At 60.2% G+C, this 17,236-nt stretch carries 15 protein-coding genes, 1 tRNA gene and 2 other RNA genes; 3 read left to right on the plus strand and 15 right to left on the minus strand.

Annotated elements, in window-relative coordinates:
- Positions 1-106: 106 nt before the first annotated feature.
- The 11 genes from AC1RQI_RS05615 to ffs form a co-directional block, all read right to left on the minus strand.
- Positions 107-1,765 carry an AMP-binding protein gene (locus tag AC1RQI_RS05615; protein ID WP_481904050.1) on the minus strand — a complete coding sequence of 553 codons (1,659 nt, stop codon included), beginning with the start codon at positions 1,763-1,765 and terminating at the stop codon, positions 107-109.
- Between the two features lie 103 nt (positions 1,766-1,868).
- Positions 1,869-3,047, minus strand: coding sequence for a vWA domain-containing protein (locus AC1RQI_RS05620; RefSeq protein ID WP_416634629.1), 1,179 nt, complete (start codon positions 3,045-3,047; stop codon positions 1,869-1,871).
- Positions 3,048-3,088: 41 nt separating this feature from the next.
- A complete protein-coding gene (locus tag AC1RQI_RS05625; RefSeq protein ID WP_481903999.1) occupies positions 3,089-3,931 on the minus strand; it encodes an AAA family ATPase in 843 nt (280 codons plus the stop codon).
- A 138-nt stretch (positions 3,932-4,069) separates the two neighbouring features.
- Positions 4,070-6,619: a VWA domain-containing protein gene (locus AC1RQI_RS05630; RefSeq protein ID WP_481904000.1), complete on the minus strand. Its 2,550-nt coding sequence runs from the start codon at positions 6,617-6,619 to the stop codon at positions 4,070-4,072.
- A gap of 97 nt (positions 6,620-6,716) precedes the next feature.
- Positions 6,717-7,061 carry a hypothetical protein gene (locus AC1RQI_RS05635; RefSeq protein ID WP_416634632.1) on the minus strand — a complete coding sequence of 115 codons (345 nt, stop codon included), beginning with the start codon at positions 7,059-7,061 and terminating at the stop codon, positions 6,717-6,719.
- Between the two features lie 4 nt (positions 7,062-7,065).
- Positions 7,066-7,326 carry a YcgL domain-containing protein gene (locus AC1RQI_RS05640; RefSeq protein ID WP_416634633.1) on the minus strand — a complete coding sequence of 87 codons (261 nt, stop codon included), beginning with the start codon at positions 7,324-7,326 and terminating at the stop codon, positions 7,066-7,068.
- A complete protein-coding gene (locus tag AC1RQI_RS05645; protein WP_481904001.1) occupies positions 7,319-8,455 on the minus strand; it encodes a ribonuclease D in 1,137 nt (378 codons plus the stop codon). Before AC1RQI_RS05645 ends, AC1RQI_RS05640 begins: the two co-directional genes overlap by 8 nt.
- On the minus strand, positions 8,455-9,069 hold the full coding sequence (gene recR / locus AC1RQI_RS05650) for a recombination mediator RecR (RefSeq protein WP_416634635.1): 615 nt from the start codon (positions 9,067-9,069) through the stop codon (positions 8,455-8,457). The genes AC1RQI_RS05645 and recR overlap by 1 nt, the downstream gene beginning before the upstream one ends.
- Before the next feature lie 13 nt (positions 9,070-9,082).
- Positions 9,083-9,406, minus strand: a complete 324-nt coding sequence (locus AC1RQI_RS05655; RefSeq protein ID WP_416634636.1) for a YbaB/EbfC family nucleoid-associated protein — start codon at positions 9,404-9,406, stop codon at positions 9,083-9,085.
- The gene (dnaX, locus tag AC1RQI_RS05660; RefSeq protein WP_481904002.1) at positions 9,403-11,208 is read right to left on the minus strand and encodes a DNA polymerase III subunit gamma/tau; all 1,806 of its coding nucleotides are present in this window, start codon (positions 11,206-11,208) and stop codon (positions 9,403-9,405) included. Before dnaX ends, AC1RQI_RS05655 begins: the two co-directional genes overlap by 4 nt.
- Positions 11,209-11,317: 109 nt before the next feature.
- An RNA gene (ffs, locus tag AC1RQI_RS05665) (signal recognition particle sRNA small type) lies at positions 11,318-11,414 on the minus strand.
- A 164-nt stretch (positions 11,415-11,578) separates the two neighbouring features.
- On the opposite strand from ffs, the gene AC1RQI_RS05670 reads away from it, so the two are divergent.
- Genes AC1RQI_RS05670 through AC1RQI_RS05680 form a run of 3 tightly spaced genes read left to right on the plus strand, consistent with a single transcriptional unit; the run spans position 11,579 to position 14,858 of the window.
- The gene (locus tag AC1RQI_RS05670) at positions 11,579-12,394 is read left to right on the plus strand and encodes an ATP-dependent zinc protease family protein (protein ID WP_481904003.1); all 816 of its coding nucleotides are present in this window, start codon (positions 11,579-11,581) and stop codon (positions 12,392-12,394) included.
- A complete protein-coding gene (locus AC1RQI_RS05675; protein WP_481904004.1) occupies positions 12,391-13,914 on the plus strand; it encodes an inactive transglutaminase family protein in 1,524 nt (507 codons plus the stop codon). The genes AC1RQI_RS05670 and AC1RQI_RS05675 overlap by 4 nt, the downstream gene beginning before the upstream one ends.
- Entirely contained in the window at positions 13,914-14,858 is a 945-nt protein-coding gene (locus AC1RQI_RS05680) for an alpha-L-glutamate ligase-like protein (protein WP_416634640.1), read from the plus strand. The genes AC1RQI_RS05675 and AC1RQI_RS05680 overlap by 1 nt, the downstream gene beginning before the upstream one ends.
- Positions 14,859-14,912: 54 nt before the next feature.
- On the opposite strand, the gene AC1RQI_RS05685 is transcribed toward AC1RQI_RS05680, so the two are convergent.
- The 4 genes from AC1RQI_RS05685 to AC1RQI_RS05700 all read right to left on the minus strand — a co-directional run bounded on the left by AC1RQI_RS05685 (position 14,913) and on the right by AC1RQI_RS05700 (position 17,045).
- Positions 14,913-15,056: non-coding RNA, RtT sRNA (locus AC1RQI_RS05685), on the minus strand.
- Positions 15,057-15,085: 29 nt separating this feature from the next.
- Positions 15,086-15,174: transfer RNA gene (locus AC1RQI_RS05690), tRNA-Ser, on the minus strand.
- A gap of 80 nt (positions 15,175-15,254) precedes the next feature.
- Positions 15,255-16,085, minus strand: coding sequence for a CheR family methyltransferase (locus tag AC1RQI_RS05695; protein WP_416634641.1), 831 nt, complete (start codon positions 16,083-16,085; stop codon positions 15,255-15,257).
- 18 nt (positions 16,086-16,103) lie between these two features.
- Positions 16,104-17,045 carry a chemotaxis protein CheV gene (locus AC1RQI_RS05700; RefSeq protein WP_481904005.1) on the minus strand — a complete coding sequence of 314 codons (942 nt, stop codon included), beginning with the start codon at positions 17,043-17,045 and terminating at the stop codon, positions 16,104-16,106.
- Between the last annotated feature and the right edge of the window lie 191 nt (positions 17,046-17,236).

A 17,236-nucleotide genomic window follows, 5' to 3' on the forward strand; every position in this document is an offset into this window, starting at 1 on the left:
CGGGATTGTTCAGGGCGTTTGAAACGAGTGTGGTGGGGAGGGCTCAGGACGCAAAAAACCCCGCCTGATCCAGACGGGGTTTCAAGCAGCCAGCCTTCAGGCAGCCTCAGCTGTCCCGAAGTTCCTTCCGCAGGATCTTGCCCACGTTACTCTTAGGCAGCTCGTCCCGGAATTCAACATGCTTCGGCACCTTGTACGCCGTCAGGTTATCACGGCAGTACTTGATGATTTCATCCTGGGTCACATCGTCCTCTTTAGCGACCACAAAGATTTTCACCGCCTCACCGCTCTTGTCGTCCTGAACGCCCACAGCGGCACACTCAAGCACCTTGGGACTGCCAATGACAACATCCTCGATCTCGTTCGGGTAGACGTTGAACCCGGACACCAGGATCATGTCCTTCTTGCGATCCACGATCTTCACAAAACCATCGTCCTGAATCCGGGCCACATCGCCGGTCCTGAACCAGCCCTCATCATCAATGGACTTGCTGGTTTCCTCGGGACGCTGCCAGTAGCCCTTCATAACCTGTGGGCCATGGACGCAGAGTTCCCCTGCCTCGCCGATCGGCAGGTCATTACCCTCATCATCGATGGTCTTGATCAGCGTACCCGGTACCGGGATACCAATGGTGCCGATCTGCGCGGCACCCAGCGGGTTCAGGCTGACCACCGGGGAGGTTTCCGTCAGGCCATAGCCCTCCGTGATCTCACAGCCGGTTACCTGCTTCCACTGGTCCGCCGTCGGCTTGGTCAGTGCCATGCCGCCTGCTGCGGTAATCTTGAGCGAACTGAAATCAAGGTTGCGGAATTCCTCGTTGTTCGCCAATGCCACAAAGAGCGTATTCAGCCCGAGGAAGGCGGTAAACCGCCACTTCTTCAGCTCCTTCACGAAGCCCTGGATATCCCGCGGGTTCGGGATCAGGATACTGTGGTTACCACTTTCAAGCATCACACCGCAGTTCATGGTGAACGAGTAGATGTGATAAAGCGGCAACGGCGCGATCACCACCTCCTGGCCTTCCTCCATCTTCGAGGCCAGCATCGGCTTGACCTGGAGCAGGTTGGAGACAAGGTTGGAGTGGGTCAGCATGGCGCCCTTGGCAACACCGGTGGTCCCCCCGGTGTACTGCAGCACCGCGATGTCCTCGCGCTGGACGCTGACGGGGCGGTACGTCAGACCCGCGCCGGCCTTGAGCACCTTCGGGAATGCATGGGCCTTCGGCAGACTGTAGGAAGGCACCATCTTCTTAACGTGCTTGACCACCGCGTTCATCATCGTGCGCTTGAGCGGCTTGTGCAGATCCGCAAGCTCGGTAACGATCACGTGCTCAAGCCCGGTATTGGGAAGCACTTTTTCCACGTTGTTGGCCATGTTGGCCAGCACAATCAGCGCCCTGGCACCGGAATCGTTGAACTGGTGCTCCATCTCACGGGTGGTGTAGAGCGGATTGGTGTTCACGACCACCAGTCCCGCCCGCATGGCGCCGTAGATGGCAACCGGATACTGCGGAATATTGGGCATCTGGATGGCGATGCGGTCGCCCTGCTGGAGATCCGTCTCATTCTGCAGCCAGGCGGCGAAGGCACGGCTGTAATGGTCCAGATCGCGGTACGTCAGGGTGACGCCCACGCCACTGAATGCCGGCCGGTCTGCAAACCGCGCCACGGATTTCTCGAACACATCCAGCATGGTGGTGTACTGGTGCGTGTCCACTTCCCGGGGGAGCTCAGCCGGGTATTTCTCTTTGAAAAACTGCTCCATCTCCATGACGGATCTCCTGTGGGTAACCTGTCGTTTACTTAGTCTTTTTATGGATCCGGATCTTAAAGCCTTTTTAGGACTTCGTCATCATTGCGTAACGCATTCAGCGACTCAGGTAACGCATGGCTGACTCCAATCCTTCCAGCGTCATGGGATACATCTGATAGCCCACCAGCTTCTGGATCATCCCCAGTGATCCCCCCTGCCCCCAGTAGTCCTCGGGCAATGGATTCAACCAGACGACTTTGCTGAAATGGTCCGTGAGGCGCTGGAACCAGGTGGACCCTGCTTCTTCGTTCCAGTGTTCAATGGAGCCACCGGGGTGACTGACCTCATAGGGGGCCATGCTGGCATCCCCCACAAAGATTACCTTGTAATCCGACGGATAGGTGTTAATCACATCCCAAGTAGGCGTAATCTCCGTGGTGCGGCGACTGCTGTCTTTCCAGACCCCTTCATAGATGAAGTTGTGGAAGTAGTAGTACTCGAGGTGCTTGAACTCCTCGCGACAGGCTGAGAACAGCTCCTCACAGACCTGCACGTGCGGGTCCATGGAGCCGCCCACGTCAAAGAACAAAAGGACCTTCACCGCGTTGTGGCGCTCCGGAACCATCCTGAGATCCAGGTATCCACCATTGCGAGCCGTGTTACGAATGGTGTCGTCCATATCAAGGTGCTCGGGCGCCCCTTCCCTGGCGAACTTGCGCAGGCGTTTGAGCGCAACCTTGATGTTGCGCGAGCTTATGGTGACGCTGTCATCCAGGTCACGGTATTCGCGCTTCTCCCAGACCTTGACGGCGCGCCCGTGCCGGCCCTTTTCCTGCCCGATCCGATAGCCTTCCGGGTTGTAGCCATTGGCCCCGAACGGCGAGGTGCCACCGGTACCGATCCATTTGTTGCCACCCTCATGGCGATCCGTCTGCTCATCCATGCGTTGCTTGAACGTCTCGATCAGCTCCTCAAGCCCCCCAAGGGATTCGATCTGCTGCTTCTCTTCCTCACTGAGATGCTTCTCGAATTCCGAGCGCAGCCAGTCATCCGGTATCAGCGCCTCCAGCAGTTCGTCCAGATTCTCGATGCCCTTGAAGTAGGCATCGAAAGCCCGGTCAAACTTGTCGTAATGGCGTTCATCCTTGACCAGACAGAGCCGGCTCAGGAAATAGAAATCCTCCATGTCCGCAAACGCCAGGCGCTTCTGCAGCGCCTCCGTCAGGTCCAGAAATTCCCGCAGGCTGGCCGGCACCCCGGCACGGCGCACTTCCAGGAAAAAGTCGATGAGCATAGGGCCCCCGCTATCAGTGGATCCGCATTCATGTCAGCCTATCAGCGACGCCGCCGGGCCATGAATGCCAGTTTCTGCAGCAGGTGCACATCCTGTTCATTCTTCACCAGGGCCCCATACAGCGGCGGCAACGCATTGGAGGTGTCGTTGTCTTGAATCACCTTCTGGGCCAGGTCATCCGCCATCAGCAGCTTGAGCCAGTCGATCAGTTCCGAGGTGGACGGCTTTTTCTTGAGACCCGGAACCCGGCGCACATCGAAGAAAATCTCCAGTGCATCCTGAACCAGTTGTTGCTGGATGCCCGGGAAGTGCACGTCCACGATGTCCTTCATGGTGTCGTGATCGGGGAAGTCGATGTAGTGGAAGAAGCAGCGGCGCAGGAAAGCGTCCGGCAGTTCCTTCTCGTTGTTGCTGGTGATGACCACGATGGGACGCTGCTTGGCCTCCACCTGCTGCTGGGTTTCATAGACATAGAACGACATGCGGTCGAGTTCCTGCAGCAGGTCGTTCGGAAACTCAATGTCGGCCTTGTCGATCTCATCGATCAGCAAAACGGCGCGCTGGTCCGCCTCGAAGGCTTCCCAGAGCTTACCCTTGACGATGTAGTTGCCAATGTCGTGAACCTTGTCGGATCCGAGCTGCGAATCGCGCAGCCGTGAAACCGCATCGTACTCGTAAAGCCCCTGCTGGGCCTTGGTAGTGGACTTGATGTGCCAGGTGATCAGCTCGGCGCCAACGCCGCGCGCCATCTCCTCGGCCAGCATGGTCTTGCCGGTACCGGGCTCGCCCTTGATCAGCAGCGGGCGCTCCAGTGTGATGGCTGCATTGACCGCCATCTGGAGCTCGTCAGTGGCAACGTAATTGTCGGTACCCTCGAATTTCATGTCAGCAACACCTCGATCAGGAAACTGGCGGCCGCGATACCCCTTGGGAGCGGGGCCGGCCTTCTGCAAGGGTCGGAGTATATAGGCAGGGGGTCGGGGCCAACAAGTAAGCGGAGCACAGCTGGCGGTCAGTGGCAATCAGCGATTGCCGTCATCCTCCTCGCTGTTCGGCTTTTCAGAGTCCGCTTGTTCTCCCTGGTCGGGCAGATCATCGAATTCGGATATATCAAAGTCCTCCAGCGAGAACTCGTCGTCATCGGCGTTATCCTCATTCGCCTGGTTTTCCTCAAGAATCTGATCAGCCAGGGCTCCAGGATCTTCAGGAACCTCCTGAGCGTCTTCATCACCGACGGTTGGGACAGCTTCATCGCTTTCCTCAGCCGCCTCCTCGTCGGCACCAGCCGGCGCCTCCTCACCAAGGGCTTCATCACCCTCCGCTTGCGTAACGAGCTCGTCTTCTTCCTGTTCCTGAACAGGCTCTTCGGCGCCGCTATCCTCAACCGTCGGGACGGCCTCTTCCGCCACCTCGGATTCATCCTGCCCCTCGGGCTCCAGTGCCTCGTCAGACGCTGAGGTGTTCTCCTCAGAACCAGGTTCCGCGGATTCCTCTGTCAACTCTGCCGCACTGGCTTCTTCCGCGTCGTCGGCGCCTCCCTGTTGTGCCTGATAGGCAGCGGCGGCTTCGGCGAGCGATGTGCCGTCATCCGGTCCTGGCTCCTGGGCCTGTTCTTCCTCCGGCTCCAGTTCCGCTTCCATGGCCGGCTCCTCGGTCTCGGCCTCCTTGACTTCGCTTTCCGGTGCCGGTGCGCTCTCCTTCTCCTTGGGCTTCTTCGGGGCGCCAGAGGCGCGGCGACGGCGCAGCCACCACCACAGCCCACCGGCTACCGCTCCCAGACCCACAAGGCCACCGGTGGCTCCCCCCCATAGCAACCAGTTGATGCCGGCTTCCGTTTGGGCCTTCTTATCCGGCTTCTCCACGGGTTGCGGGTTAAACAATGGCGCTTGTGACTCTGGCTCTGCTTCCGGCTCTGGGTCGGGAGCCGGTGCCGACACGGGTTGTTGTGGCTGGGAGGCAAGCGTCTGGTAGTCAGCCGTGTCGCCCGTGCGCGGGATTTGCGCCTCGAAGGCAGGTGTACTCAATGACACGGGACGCCCGTCCTGGGTTTCCGCCTGCATACTGAGGCGGACCTGGTACACCCCGTCGCCGTGCTCGCCTGTGAGCGTCATCACCCGGTTTTGCCCACCGGAGCCCGGCTCCAGGACCCGGTTCCTGGTTTTTCCCTGCGGGTCAGTGACCCTGGCCTCAACCTGGATGCTGTCCGGGGCGAGCCCCGGATCCCGCGGCATAACACGGAACACCCAACGGCTGTCGCCTCCACTGCCCAGCCCCTGGATTTCCGTATCGAAGGGCGGCGCCAGCGTGACTTCCTGGCGTTGACTGCGCTGAAAGGTCTCTCCCTCACCAATAAGCCGAACCTCGTACCGGCCAGGCTTGGTCAGGGTTGCGATCTCGCCGCTGAAAACACCATTGGCGGGTACCTGGCCCCCGGAAAGCTGGACGGTTCCCTGCCGATCGCCCTGCTCATTGCGGATTTCAGCCCGGACATCCATTACCCCCAGAAAGTCCTTATCCGTGAGCCTGTCTCCGTCCTCGTAGAAGGCTACCTCCAGATCCAGAACATCCGATGCAAAAAATCGCGCCGGAAGGTCGGCCATCGCCATGCGCAATTCGCTGACCACCTTGATGCGGCTGTCCGGCCCCACCATGGCATCCACCTCCCACCGCCCTGTTTCCGGCTCCGGAATGGTCACCAGGTCATAGGTGGCCGCACGGTGCCAGCGGGCCTCCTGTGGCAGGCTGTCACGGGTAACGCGCTCGCCGGAGGGGGCCACAAGCTCTGCCGATTCGCTCCCTTCGTCCCTGAAAATCAACGCGGTGAATTCATCCACGCTGTCATCCACAGAGAAACCATTGTTCTCCAGGGGCACTTCTTCCGTGGGAGATGCGGCCCCAAAGGCCGACAGGAATGCCCTGATCAACTCCGAATCATTACGGGCGATGGCATGATGCCCCCCCGTCTCTGCCGCGAGCTGTTCCAGCAGAGGCCGGTCGGCTTCATCGGACAGGGCCAGTGTATGCAGGTGGGCGCCGTGCTTTTCAAAACGCGCAACCACTTCATCAAGAATCCGCTTGCGTTCCTTGCGGCTGGCCGCCTCCCCCTGAGGGACATCCACCATGCCATCGGTCAGGAGGACGACATGGGTATTGCTGTAATCCCCACCAGGCCAGAAGTCTTCGGTTGCGGTTTGAAGGGCCCGGCCGATATGGGTGTACTGGCCAGGGGAACCAATTTCAGAGCGGGCGTCGCGCATCTGCTGGCGCCACTGATCGTCCACCTCTTCCAGCGGCACCAGCATGTTCACATAGCGGCCAAAGGTCCAGAGGCCACTTTGGGCCCCTTCAGGCATGAGCTCCGCCAGCATGGGCACCGCTTCGCTGCGCAGGTTGCCTGGATCCGTTCGCTTCATGCTCCCGGAGACATCCATCACAAACCGTACATCGATGTTCGAGGGCAGTTCCGGGGCCTGGGTGTCTTCCTGCTGCGCCTGCGCGGTCACCAACACAGTGCCTGCAAGGATCATGATGAGCAGCAGGGCACGAACCGATCTGAGTACTGACTGTTCCATGGCGGCCCTATTTGATGGGATGTCTGGAAAGCACGAAAACCTGATGTTCATTCAACCTATAGCAGGAATGCGGCAGAATGAAAGCAAGGCCCTGCAATCAGGTTCTGCGGCGCCGGTACCTGGCCCATGAGGCATCCAGGGCCAGCGCGACAAGCATCACGGTCGCGGCCAGGGAATAGACGAACAGCGTCCGGCTCATCACCTCCGGCTGGTCGAGAACGATGGCGTAGAAGAGATTCAGCCAAGCGGGAACCAGCCAGTCCGCCGCGCGCTCGGACGCCACGGGCGTCAGAAGCACCACCGCGAACACCCCCTTTATGAACTGCCTCAGGATCCGCCCCGGCAGCCACCACACAATGCGGCACCAGAAGCGGTAGACCACGAGAAACCCCGCCAGATACACCGTCCAGGCAATATTGTACTCAGTCAGCAGCATTTCCATGGGCCTACTCCGTGACTCCCGGCTCTTTGGGCGGCATCTGCAGATAGAAGCCCTGGTCACGGATCGCCTGGATTACATCGGCCGCGCTGGCCCGTGCCAGCTTACGCTCGGGGGTCAACACCAGGTCCATGGCATGCACCGGCTGCCCGAAGTGCGTGATCAGCGTTGAGGGCAGCGTGGCCGGGTCGGTTTCCCGGGGAACGAACACATACATGCCTTCACGCTTGCTGCTGCGATAGATGCTGATTAGGTGCTTTTCACTCATTAAAACAGGCTTCCAGTTCCTCGTTGCGGGATGACAATATCGTACCGCGCCACCCTTCCACCAGCAGCCCGGGCAGTCGTCCTTCACGGAGACCCGTACGAACAGCCGGTTCGAGATACCGCCTTGATGCAATGAGTTCCGGCGGCAACCCCCAGGCCTCTGCCTGCTCCGCAAGTACCCGCTTCACACGGCGGTAACAGTGTTTCTCCTCCCGGGTCAGCGGCGATGGTATCGGTTCCAGCGCCTGTTGAGGCCCTTCGACCACTTCCGAAATCACCCCCAGAATAGCCTCACCTTCGCGCCTGACAACGCTCTTGGGCATGCCCTCGACGCCCGCCAGTTCCCCAGTGCTGCGCGGCAATGCCTGCGCCAGCTGGATCAGGAGGCGGTCTTCCACCACCCGCCCTCGGGGCCGGTCCAGCTCACGGCAACGTCGTTCACGCCAGGCACACAGCGCCCGCAGGACGGCCTGGTTGCCGGGGCGCAGCCGCCAGGCGCCGCTCAACCGCAGATAGTAGCGCTCCGGCGGGTCCGCTACGCTCTGGCGTTCACACCAGGCCTCACTTTCCTCGGCCAGGGCCTGCCTGAAGCCTCTCTCTTCTACCTGCGCCATCAACTGTTCATGGAGAGGCGCCAGATAATGAACATCGGCGACAGCGTAATAGAGCTGACCGTGGGAGAGCGGGCGCGCCAGCCAATCGGAGCGTGTTTCGCCCTTGCCCAGCGACACGCCCAGACAGGACTCAACAAGCCGCGCATAGCCCACGGACATGCCATGGCCCGCGAATGCGGCCGCGAGCTGAAGATCCAGCGCGCTTCGAACCCGGATCCCGAGCCAGTCCCGGAACAGCTCGATGTCTTCACTCATGGCGTAGAGGTGCTTCACTCGCTCCGGGTCCTCGAGCAGGCGTTGCAGCACGCGCGAGCCCTCAACGGCCACAGGTTCAACCAATGCAATATGGCCCGCGACAGCCAGCTGGACCAGGCCGGGGATGGCGTAGAATGTGCTCACCCGCTCAAATTCGGAGTCAATGCCCACGGGCTGGTTGTCTGGGCAGTTGGCCAGCCAGTGATCCAACTGTTCCGGCGTTGCCAGCCAACTCGCTTGATCGGGATCGGGATGCGTCATCAGCCGCCCCGCTCCCCAGCCAGCGGGCGGCGACCACGCAGGGCATGGCTGAGGGTGCCGCCATCCACACCGCCTAGCTCACCGCCCACGGGTAGCCCCTGAGCAGGACGTGTAATGGACACGGTTGCCGGATCCACACGATCGGCGATGTAATGGGCGGTGGCATCACCTTCCACTGTCGCATTGGTGGCCATAATGAGTTCGGTAACCCCCCGCTCCTGGATCTGTGCCAACAGTCGATCCACGCCAATGTCCTCAGGACCAATGCCGTCAATGGGCGAGAGGTGTCCGAGCAGCACAAAGTAATAGCCCCGGTAATCCCCTGACTGCTCAATGGCGGCAAGATCGGCAGGCGATTCCACCACGCACATCAGCGAACTGTCCCGGCGCTCGTCAGCGCAGACCGGACAGAGCCGATCTTCCGTAAAGGTCTGGCAGCGTTCACAGCGGCCAATGTTGGCGAGAGCATCCTCCAGCTGATGCGCCAGCGTGGCAGCCCCGTCCCGGTTGCGCTCAAGCAGCTGGAACGCCATGCGCTGGGCCGATTTGCGGCCTACGCCTGGCAGGCACTGCAACGCCTCAATCAGCGCTTCAAGACGTGGACTCAGATTCATGCCGCCTCCGCACTCAGGATGGCATGTTGAAACCGGGCGGCATGCCCATACCCTGGGTCATATTGCCCATCTTTTCTTTCTGGTACTCTTCGACCCGGCGTACCGCATCGTTCACCGCCGCGGCCATCAGATCCTCCAGCACCTCCCGGTCCTCATCCATCAGCGATGGATCAATATCCACATTGCGCACATCATGGCGCCCGTTCATGGTGACCTTGACCATGCCGGCACCGGATTCTCCGGTCACCTCGGCTTTCGCGATCTCTTCCTGCGCCTGCTGCAGGTCTTCCTGCATCTTCTGCGCCTGCTTCATGATGTCGTTCATACCACCCTTCATCGTGCTACCTCTCTGCCGTCTGTCGCCCCCTGGCCTTGCGGGGGCTGTATACTGTCTTCCACCACGTAACCACCGAAGCGCTCAATAATCTGCTGCACCACCGGATCACCGTGAATGGCACTTACCGCCTTGGCCCGAGCCTCTTCCACCCTGGCCCGGCGAAACGCCTCCGGGGTCGCCTCGCCCGGGTCGCCTTCGCGGAATACAAGTGTAATGCGACCACCAACTGCGGCCTCGACAGCCTCGCGGATGCGCTGCTGATGGCGCTCATGCAGGAGTTGGTAATGGCCGGACGCCAGGGTCAGCACCCAGGCCCCTTCTTCCTCGTGACAGGCCGCATTGGCGGCGAGCGATGCCGGCATGCCCTGCAGCGCAAGTGCCTCAAAATCCCGGCACCATTCAAAACCGTCAGCTGTACCCTGCTCAGGCGCCGTGGCGTACTCGCCGGTGTCAGCTTCGGTGCCCACTGGAACGTCTGGCGCTGCTTGGGGTGCTGCCTGGCCCGCATTGCGGTCTGCCTCATCCTCCGGTATGGGAGGCTCGGCCGGCGGTTCCGGCTCCGGCTCTGGTTCCGGCTCCGGTTCAGGCTCGCGCTCAGAGACGGGATCAGGCTCCGGCTGGGGCTCTGATGCCGGCGCAGGCGCCTCAGGCGCCGAGTCCGCCTCCTCAGTACCGGACTGCAATACAGGCTGTCCTGCCCTGGGAGGCGTTTCAACGGGTTCCGGCCGGAAGGCCAACATCCGCAGCAACGCCATTTCAAACCCCATACGGGCATCCGGCGTAATCGCCAGATCCCGCCGGGCCGTCAATGCTGTCTGATAGAAGAGTTGTGCATCCTCCGGGCTCAACTGTCGGGCCAGGCCCTGAATGCGCTCCTGGTCGCCCTGGCTGTTATCATTGCTTCCTGGAATTGCCTGTTCCAGCGAAATGCGATGGAACACATCCAGCATGTCCGCCAGAACAGCGCTGTAATCAGGCGCGAACTCGGCGATCCGGTTCACCTCTTCAAGCAGTATCCGGCCATCGCGCTCAACCAACGCATTCAGCATGCGGAAGATATCCGCCCGGTCCAGCGTGCCCAGCATCCGGCTGACGCTCCCGGACTCCAGCTGCCCCCCATTAAAGGCCACCGCCTGGTCGGTCAGGCTCAGCGCGTCACGCATGCTGCCATCTGCCGCACGCCCCAGCAGCCAGAGCGCACTGTTCTCATACGCGATGCCTTCCCGGGTCAGGATATGCTCAAGATGGGAAACGATCAGTTCCGGGCCCAGCCGCTTGAGGTTGAACTGCAGACACCGGGAGAGGATCGTGACCGGCAGCTTCTGGGGGTCGGTGGTCGCCAGGAGGAACTTGACGTGGTCCGGGGGCTCTTCCAGCGTTTTCAGCAGCGCATTGAAGCTGTGGCTGGACAGCATGTGAACCTCGTCGATGAGGTAAATCCGGAATCGCCCCCGGGTTGGCGAGTACTGGACATTGTCCAGCAACTCCCGCATGTCCTCGACCCGGGTCTGGGAGGCGGCGTCAATCTCGATCAGGTCAACGAACCGCCCCTCCATGATCTCCCGGCAGCTGTCGCACTCGCCACAGGGATTGGAACTGATGCCCTGTTCGCAGCTCAGGCAACGGGCAAGGATCCGGCCGATCGTGGTCTTGCCCACGCCCCGGGTTCCTGTAAACAGAAACGCCTGATGCAACCGATCCTGATCCAGCCCATGGACCAACGCCTTGAGCACATGCTCCTGGCCCACTAGATCCTGAAACCGGGAGGGACGCCATTTACGCGCCAGTACCTGATACGTCATGCCGGACCATCCATTATCTGATGGGATACCTTATCACGGCCTTGTCTTACGCTGGCAAGCAGAGGGATTGGCCGGGGATCAAAGATCGGGAAAGGAAAAACTGGGGGTGGCCTGCCAGCGACACTCCGGCACACGAATCCACCGCTACGGCTGCTCCCTTCCGGGCCTGACCGGGTTCACGGTTTATCGTTGCGAAGGCACCAGCAGGACCACCATCGCGCTCAGGCCGACGACAACCCGCCGTCGCTGAGAAAGCGAAGTCTATCACTTTGGTAACCACCGCTTCAACCAAGCCCCATCGTCAAAGAAAAGCGCAGCCTCTATACTCCCCCGTGTCTGAACGGACGCCACTTCATTGATGAGGACCCCTATGCCAGCTGCGCTACGCATCCTGATTCTTTTCGCGGCGCTGGTAAGTGCCGGCTGCACCCACTTTACCGCCTCCAACGCCACAGAGCGGGAACTGAAGGTGCTCAAGACACAGATGGCGCAGCAACAGGACCAACTCGCGTCGCAACAGATTCTTATCAACACCATGCTGGGTGAACAACGCAGCGTGTCTGAGCAGCAACAGCGCGGTTTCGCTAACCTCCAGAGCCAGATGGAACGGTTGCGCAGTGCCACAAACCGCCACCTGGCGTCCAACAAAACCGCCGAGGATGGCGACACCTGCCCCATACTGACCTCCGCCCCTCGCGGCGGAAGCGAGCAGTGTTCCGGCCTTACAACCATCGGCTCGGTGGAAGGCGTGCGCCTGCTGCCGCCGGATCATCTTTTTGAAGCCCGCGTTGATACCGGCGCCAACACGTCCTCGCTTGATGCAAGGGACATCGAATTCTTTGAGCGCGACGGCGATGATTACGTTCGCTTCACCATTGCCGGGGAGCATTTCGCCAACAGTGGTTCGGTGGAACTGGAGCGCCCGGTATCCCGCTTTGTCAGGATCATCCAGGCCTCGAACGAGGATCACGAAAGGCGCGCTGTTATTGAGTTGCAGTTCCGTATCGGCCCCATTGAGCGCGTGGCCGAGTTCACCCTGGCCAACCGCAAGCGTCTGACCTACCCCGCCCTGATCGGACGCAATATCCTCAAGGACCTGTTCGCGGTCGATGTCTCCCGCCAGTACGTGCTCAGCGACCGGAAAGCGCTGAAACAGGCAGCCGGCGATGTTGAGGGTGAAGAATGAGTCAACGCTCGCTGTTTTTCATTGCGGTATCCGCCCTGATCCTGATCGGCAGTTCTCTGATGTGGTTGCGCCACGACCGGCTGGACCTCCCCCTGTTACCGGAAAATGATGTGCCAGTGTGGCTTGTGGAAGCGCGCATTGATTTCGTGGCTCTGGGCGAGGAAACGCTGGCAAGCCTGAGCCTGCCGGACGACCCGCCGGGCTACCACATCATTTCGGAACAGGCCGCCTCACCCGGATACGGATTCTCCCGGGTTTCCGAATCCAACGGCCGTCGCGGGGAATGGTCGAAACGTGAAGCAACCGGCCCGCAAACCCTGTACTACAAGGTCCAGTTCGCCCCGGCAGGGGATGGTTCCGCCCGGCGTAACGGCGAAGGGGCGGCGCCTTCCGACCCTCAGCCGATCATATGGGAGGAGCCCCAGGCAACGGCAGCTTCGGACCTTCTGGAAACCGCTATGCGGCGCTCCAGCACACCCGCAAGCCTGACCCGTGAACTGATCAAGGCCGTCCAGAACCCCAATGACCAGAATGCGACACTGCTTCTGGACCGGCATTCGCCTGAACAGCTGGTTGTCCGTCTGCTCAACCAGTCAGGCGTTCCTGCCCGTCTCGCCATGGGCCTGAAACTCGAGGATGCACGCCGCAACCAGAGCCTGCAGCCGCTGGTCGATGTCTACTTCGACCAGTCCTGGAACCTATACGATCTGGAGCGCGGCGGCCAGAAGGGCATCAGTGACAACACTCTGGTCTGGCACCGAACCAGCGGGCCGGTACTTGATGTCATGGGCGGCCAGAACTCCCAGGTACGTTTCTCCATGATGCGCCAGAGCATCCCGGCACTTGACCTGGCCCAGGACCAGAGCTCCGCGGACCAGCCCATGGGCTACATCAGCCTCTATCAACTGCCCATCGAAGAGCAGGGCATGCTGAAGCTACTGCTGCTTCTTCCAGTGGGCGCCCTGGTTGTGGCGTTCATGCGTGTGGTTATCGGTATCCAGACGTCCGGCACTTTCATGCCGGTACTGATCGCACTGGCCTTTATCCAGACCACCCTGCTGCCCGGGCTGACCGCCTTCCTGACGATTGTTGGCCTGGGACTGCTCCTGCGGGGGTACCTTTCGCGCCTGAACCTCCTTCTGGTCGCCCGCATTGCCGCCATGATTGTTCTCGTCGTCCTTCTCACCGGACTTCTGAGTATTTTCGGGCATGAAATGGGCCTGGACCTGGGCATGACCATCACCTTCTTCCCAATGATCATCATTGCCTGGACCATTGAGCGGATGTCGGTCATCTGGGAGGAGCAGGGCCCCCGGGAAGTCTTCATCCAAGGGGGAGGCAGCCTGCTTGTGGCCATTCTGGCCTATAGCCTGATGCGCTGGTCCGTGATCCAGCACCTCACCTTCAACTTCCCGGAAATCCACCTCATCATTCTCGCCCTGATCCTGCTTGTGGGGCAGTACACGGGCTACAAGCTGTCTGAACTCTACCGATTCCGTTCCATGGCGGAGTACGACTGATGCTGGTATCGCCCGCGGCCCTCCACAAGCGCGGCATGCTGGGCATGAACCGTCGCAACCTGGCCTACATCGCGCGCTACAATGAACGCCGGCTCTACCCTCTGGTCGATGACAAGAAGCTCACCAAGGAGCGCGCCATGGCCCATGGCGTGGCAACCCCTACGCTGAGGGATGTCATCCATACCCAGCATGGCGTGCGCAACCTTGAGGAGCGACTTGATTCCCGGCAACAGTTCACCATCAAACCCTCGCGGGGTGCTGGCGGCAAAGGCATCCTGGTCGTCCCCAGCCGGGACGGCGACCAGTTCCTCAAAGCCTCTGGTCAATCCCTGTCACTGACGGATCTACAGCGTCACTGCTCCAACATACTCGCAGGTCTGCATTCGCTGGCCGGAGCCCCCGATACCGCAATCATTGAAGATCTGATTGAGGCGGACCCCTACTTCGAACCCCTGTCGGTGGAAGGCGTTCCCGACATCCGTGTCATCATCTTCCGCGGCATACCGGTGATGGCCATGCTACGGCTCTCCACACACGCCAGTGACGGTAAAGCCAACCTGCACCAAGGAGCGATCGGCGTAGGCCTGGATCTTGCCACTGGCCGCTGCATTCATGCGGTCCAGCACTCCAGCCGCGTGCACAGTCACCCGGATACCGGCTTTGATCTCAACCAGATCGCGATTCCGGACTGGCAGCACCTGCTCACCCTCTCAGCACGCTGCCATGACCTTACAGGGCTGGGTTATCTCGGTGCGGACATCGTGGTCGACCGTCACCGGGGCCCCCTGATGCTCGAACTCAATGCCCGCCCGGGGCTCGCCATACAGATCGCCAATGGTAAGGGCTTGCTGCCCCGCTTGAACTGGGTTGAGAAGATGGAGAAAGTGCCGGAACAAGCGGAGGCCCGGGCATCAATGGCCATGACGGCTTTCGGCAACGCCTAGGACGCTCGGGCTTCAGGCCATAAAAAAACCCGGCACAGGGCCGGGTTTTTGTATTGGCGGAGAGGGAGGGATGATTCGGCGCTGCGCGCCTCACCCCCTTCGGGGGCCGCCTTCGCTTCGCTCAGGCGTTCCTCGGCCTGCTTACGCAGGCCTCGGTCGAACCCGCGAGGCTTCTCACCCTGCCCTCAGGCCATAAAAAAACCCGGCACAGGGCCGGGTTTTTGTATTGGCGGAGAGGGAGGGATTCGAACCCTCGGTACGCAGTACGTACACGCGCTTTCCAGGCGCGCTCCTTCGACCACTCGGACACCTCTCCTATGATCGGAACGGGGGCGTTGAACGCCGCCTCGTTTGATGGGCGCAGACTGTACGCAAAACATGGGGCGAACGCAACACTCATTTTGCCCGATAGATAATGCCAGGGCGGCACTGGACCATTTCGTAATACTCATTGAGCCCATTAAGGGACTCGGAAGCCCCCAGGATCAGGTAGCCGCCACTCCTGAGCGCCCCATGGGTGCGTAACAGGATGTCCTGCTTGAGCTCGCTCGAAAAGTAGATCAGCACATTGCGGCAAAAGATGATGTCGAACTTCCCGAAGTTGAACCGCTCCAGCAGGTTGTGTTCCCGGAAGGTCACCATATCCCGGATTTCTTTCTTGACCTGCCAGCTGCCGGATGCCAGCTGGGTGAAATACTGCTTCTGCCGGTCTGCCGATAGTCCCCTCCCCAGGGCCAGAAGCTCATAGGTCCCCTCCCTGGCCGCATCCACCACCGGTTTGGACACATCGGTGGCCAGAAGCTCCACGGGACGCCTCAACCGACCGGGATTACGACGGCGGTATTCACTGATCACCATGGCGATGGAATAAGGTTCCTGGCCCGTTGAACAGGCGGCTGACCAGATCCGCAACGGCTGGCTGGTGTTCTCCGCGGCCATTTCCGGTAGCAGCTGCTCTTCCAGGATCCGGAACGGATGGGTATCCCGGAACCAGAGCGTTTCGTTGGTGGTCATGGCATCGATAACAGTTTCACGCAGCTCACTGCGGGGATTCTGGCGTAAGCGCTGGACGAGCTCACCGAGACTGTTGAACTGCTTGTCCGCGATGATTTTACGCAGACGACTCTTCACCAGATACTGCTTGTTATCGCCCAGAAGGATGCCAGAAGCGTCCTGCAGAAACTCCTTGAAAGCGCGATAATCCTCCTGGCTGATTTCGGAACTCATCAGATTCTACCCCTCCACCTAGGACGATATATGCTCTTGCTGGTCGATCACCGCCATGACCCGCTCGGCAAGCTCATTGGGGTTGAATTTTGCCATGAACGCATCAGCCCCCACTTTTTCGACCATTGACTGGTTGAAGACGCCACTGAGAGAGGTATGAAGCATAATATAAAGGGGTTCCAATGCCGGATTGTTCTTACACCGCGTCACCAGCGTGTACCCATCCATCTCCGGCATCTCCACGTCGGAAATCATCAGCGCAAGATGATCATGGATCGAGCTGCCATCCGCAACCAGTGATTCAAGGTAATCCAGAGCCTGGCGACCATCGTTGCGGATCACGACTTCCAGCCCAACGGCTTCCATACAGCGCTTGATCTGGCCCCTGGCAACCGACGAATCATCCACCACCAGAACCCGCATGGCGCCGTCGCCACTGGTGTCCAGGGTAGACTCGAAAGACTCGCTTACGGTGTCATCAATGGGCGACACCTCAGCCAGGACTTTCTCAACATCCAGAACCTCCACCAGTTTCTCCTCCAGCTCGGTCACCGCCGTCAGGTACTCGGCCATAGCCCGTTTGGGCGGCGGGTGCACATCCTCCCAGTTAAGATTTACGATGCGCTCCACGCGTCGGACCAGGAACCCCTGTGTCTTGCGATTATACTCGGAAACAATCACCAGCGATTCCGCCAGCTCTTCCTCGGTCATTGGCTGCTTGCCAATCGCCATCCCGGTGTCAATGATGGGAACCGTTTCCCCACGGACATAGGAGACCCCTCTTACAACGGGATGACGGTGCGGGATAGCGGACAGGGGCGGACAGGGAAGCACTTCCCGAACCTTGAACACATTGATGCCATAAAGCTGATTCCCCTTAAGCTGAAAAAGAAGCAACTCCAGCCTGTTCTGCCCCACCATCTGGGTACGCTGATTCACGTTGTCGAGAAGTCCCGCCATAGTCCTGCCCATCCTGATATACCGGCATGGTTGTTGCACTCTTTACCCAGAGCGCCAAAAAACTCCCGGTAGCTGCCGGTTTGGATTGCGCCGCACCGGATCCCTTGGTACGCGGCACTGGTACCCGAAAGGATAGGACATTTTTACGGCTATGCGCACCGACAATGCCAATCCAATGTCGACTTTCCGGA

It is taken from the genome of Salicola sp. AFF1, assembly GCF_056783195.1.

Excerpts from the sequence above, each read along its gene's own strand:
- AC1RQI_RS05615 (WP_481904050.1), bottom strand. The coding sequence starts at position 1,765 with ATGGAGCAGTTTTTCAAAGAGAAATACCCGGCTGAGCTCCCCCGGGAA.
- AC1RQI_RS05620 (WP_416634629.1), bottom strand. The coding sequence starts at position 3,047 with ATGCTCATCGACTTTTTCCTGGAAGTGCGCCGTGCCGGGGTGCCGGCC.
- AC1RQI_RS05625 (WP_481903999.1), bottom strand. The coding sequence starts at position 3,931 with ATGAAATTCGAGGGTACCGACAATTACGTTGCCACTGACGAGCTCCAG.
- AC1RQI_RS05630 (WP_481904000.1), bottom strand. The coding sequence starts at position 6,619 with ATGGAACAGTCAGTACTCAGATCGGTTCGTGCCCTGCTGCTCATCATG.
- AC1RQI_RS05635 (WP_416634632.1), bottom strand. The coding sequence starts at position 7,061 with ATGGAAATGCTGCTGACTGAGTACAATATTGCCTGGACGGTGTATCTG.
- AC1RQI_RS05640 (WP_416634633.1), bottom strand. The coding sequence starts at position 7,326 with ATGAGTGAAAAGCACCTAATCAGCATCTATCGCAGCAGCAAGCGTGAA.
- AC1RQI_RS05645 (WP_481904001.1), bottom strand. The coding sequence starts at position 8,455 with ATGACGCATCCCGATCCCGATCAAGCGAGTTGGCTGGCAACGCCGGAA.
- recR (WP_416634635.1), bottom strand. The coding sequence starts at position 9,069 with ATGAATCTGAGTCCACGTCTTGAAGCGCTGATTGAGGCGTTGCAGTGC.
- AC1RQI_RS05655 (WP_416634636.1), bottom strand. The coding sequence starts at position 9,406 with ATGAAGGGTGGTATGAACGACATCATGAAGCAGGCGCAGAAGATGCAG.
- dnaX (WP_481904002.1), bottom strand. The coding sequence starts at position 11,208 with ATGACGTATCAGGTACTGGCGCGTAAATGGCGTCCCTCCCGGTTTCAG.
- AC1RQI_RS05670 (WP_481904003.1), top strand. The coding sequence starts at position 11,579 with ATGCCAGCTGCGCTACGCATCCTGATTCTTTTCGCGGCGCTGGTAAGT.
- AC1RQI_RS05675 (WP_481904004.1), top strand. The coding sequence starts at position 12,391 with ATGAGTCAACGCTCGCTGTTTTTCATTGCGGTATCCGCCCTGATCCTG.
- AC1RQI_RS05680 (WP_416634640.1), top strand. The coding sequence starts at position 13,914 with ATGCTGGTATCGCCCGCGGCCCTCCACAAGCGCGGCATGCTGGGCATG.
- AC1RQI_RS05695 (WP_416634641.1), bottom strand. The coding sequence starts at position 16,085 with ATGAGTTCCGAAATCAGCCAGGAGGATTATCGCGCTTTCAAGGAGTTT.
- AC1RQI_RS05700 (WP_481904005.1), bottom strand. The coding sequence starts at position 17,045 with ATGGCGGGACTTCTCGACAACGTGAATCAGCGTACCCAGATGGTGGGG.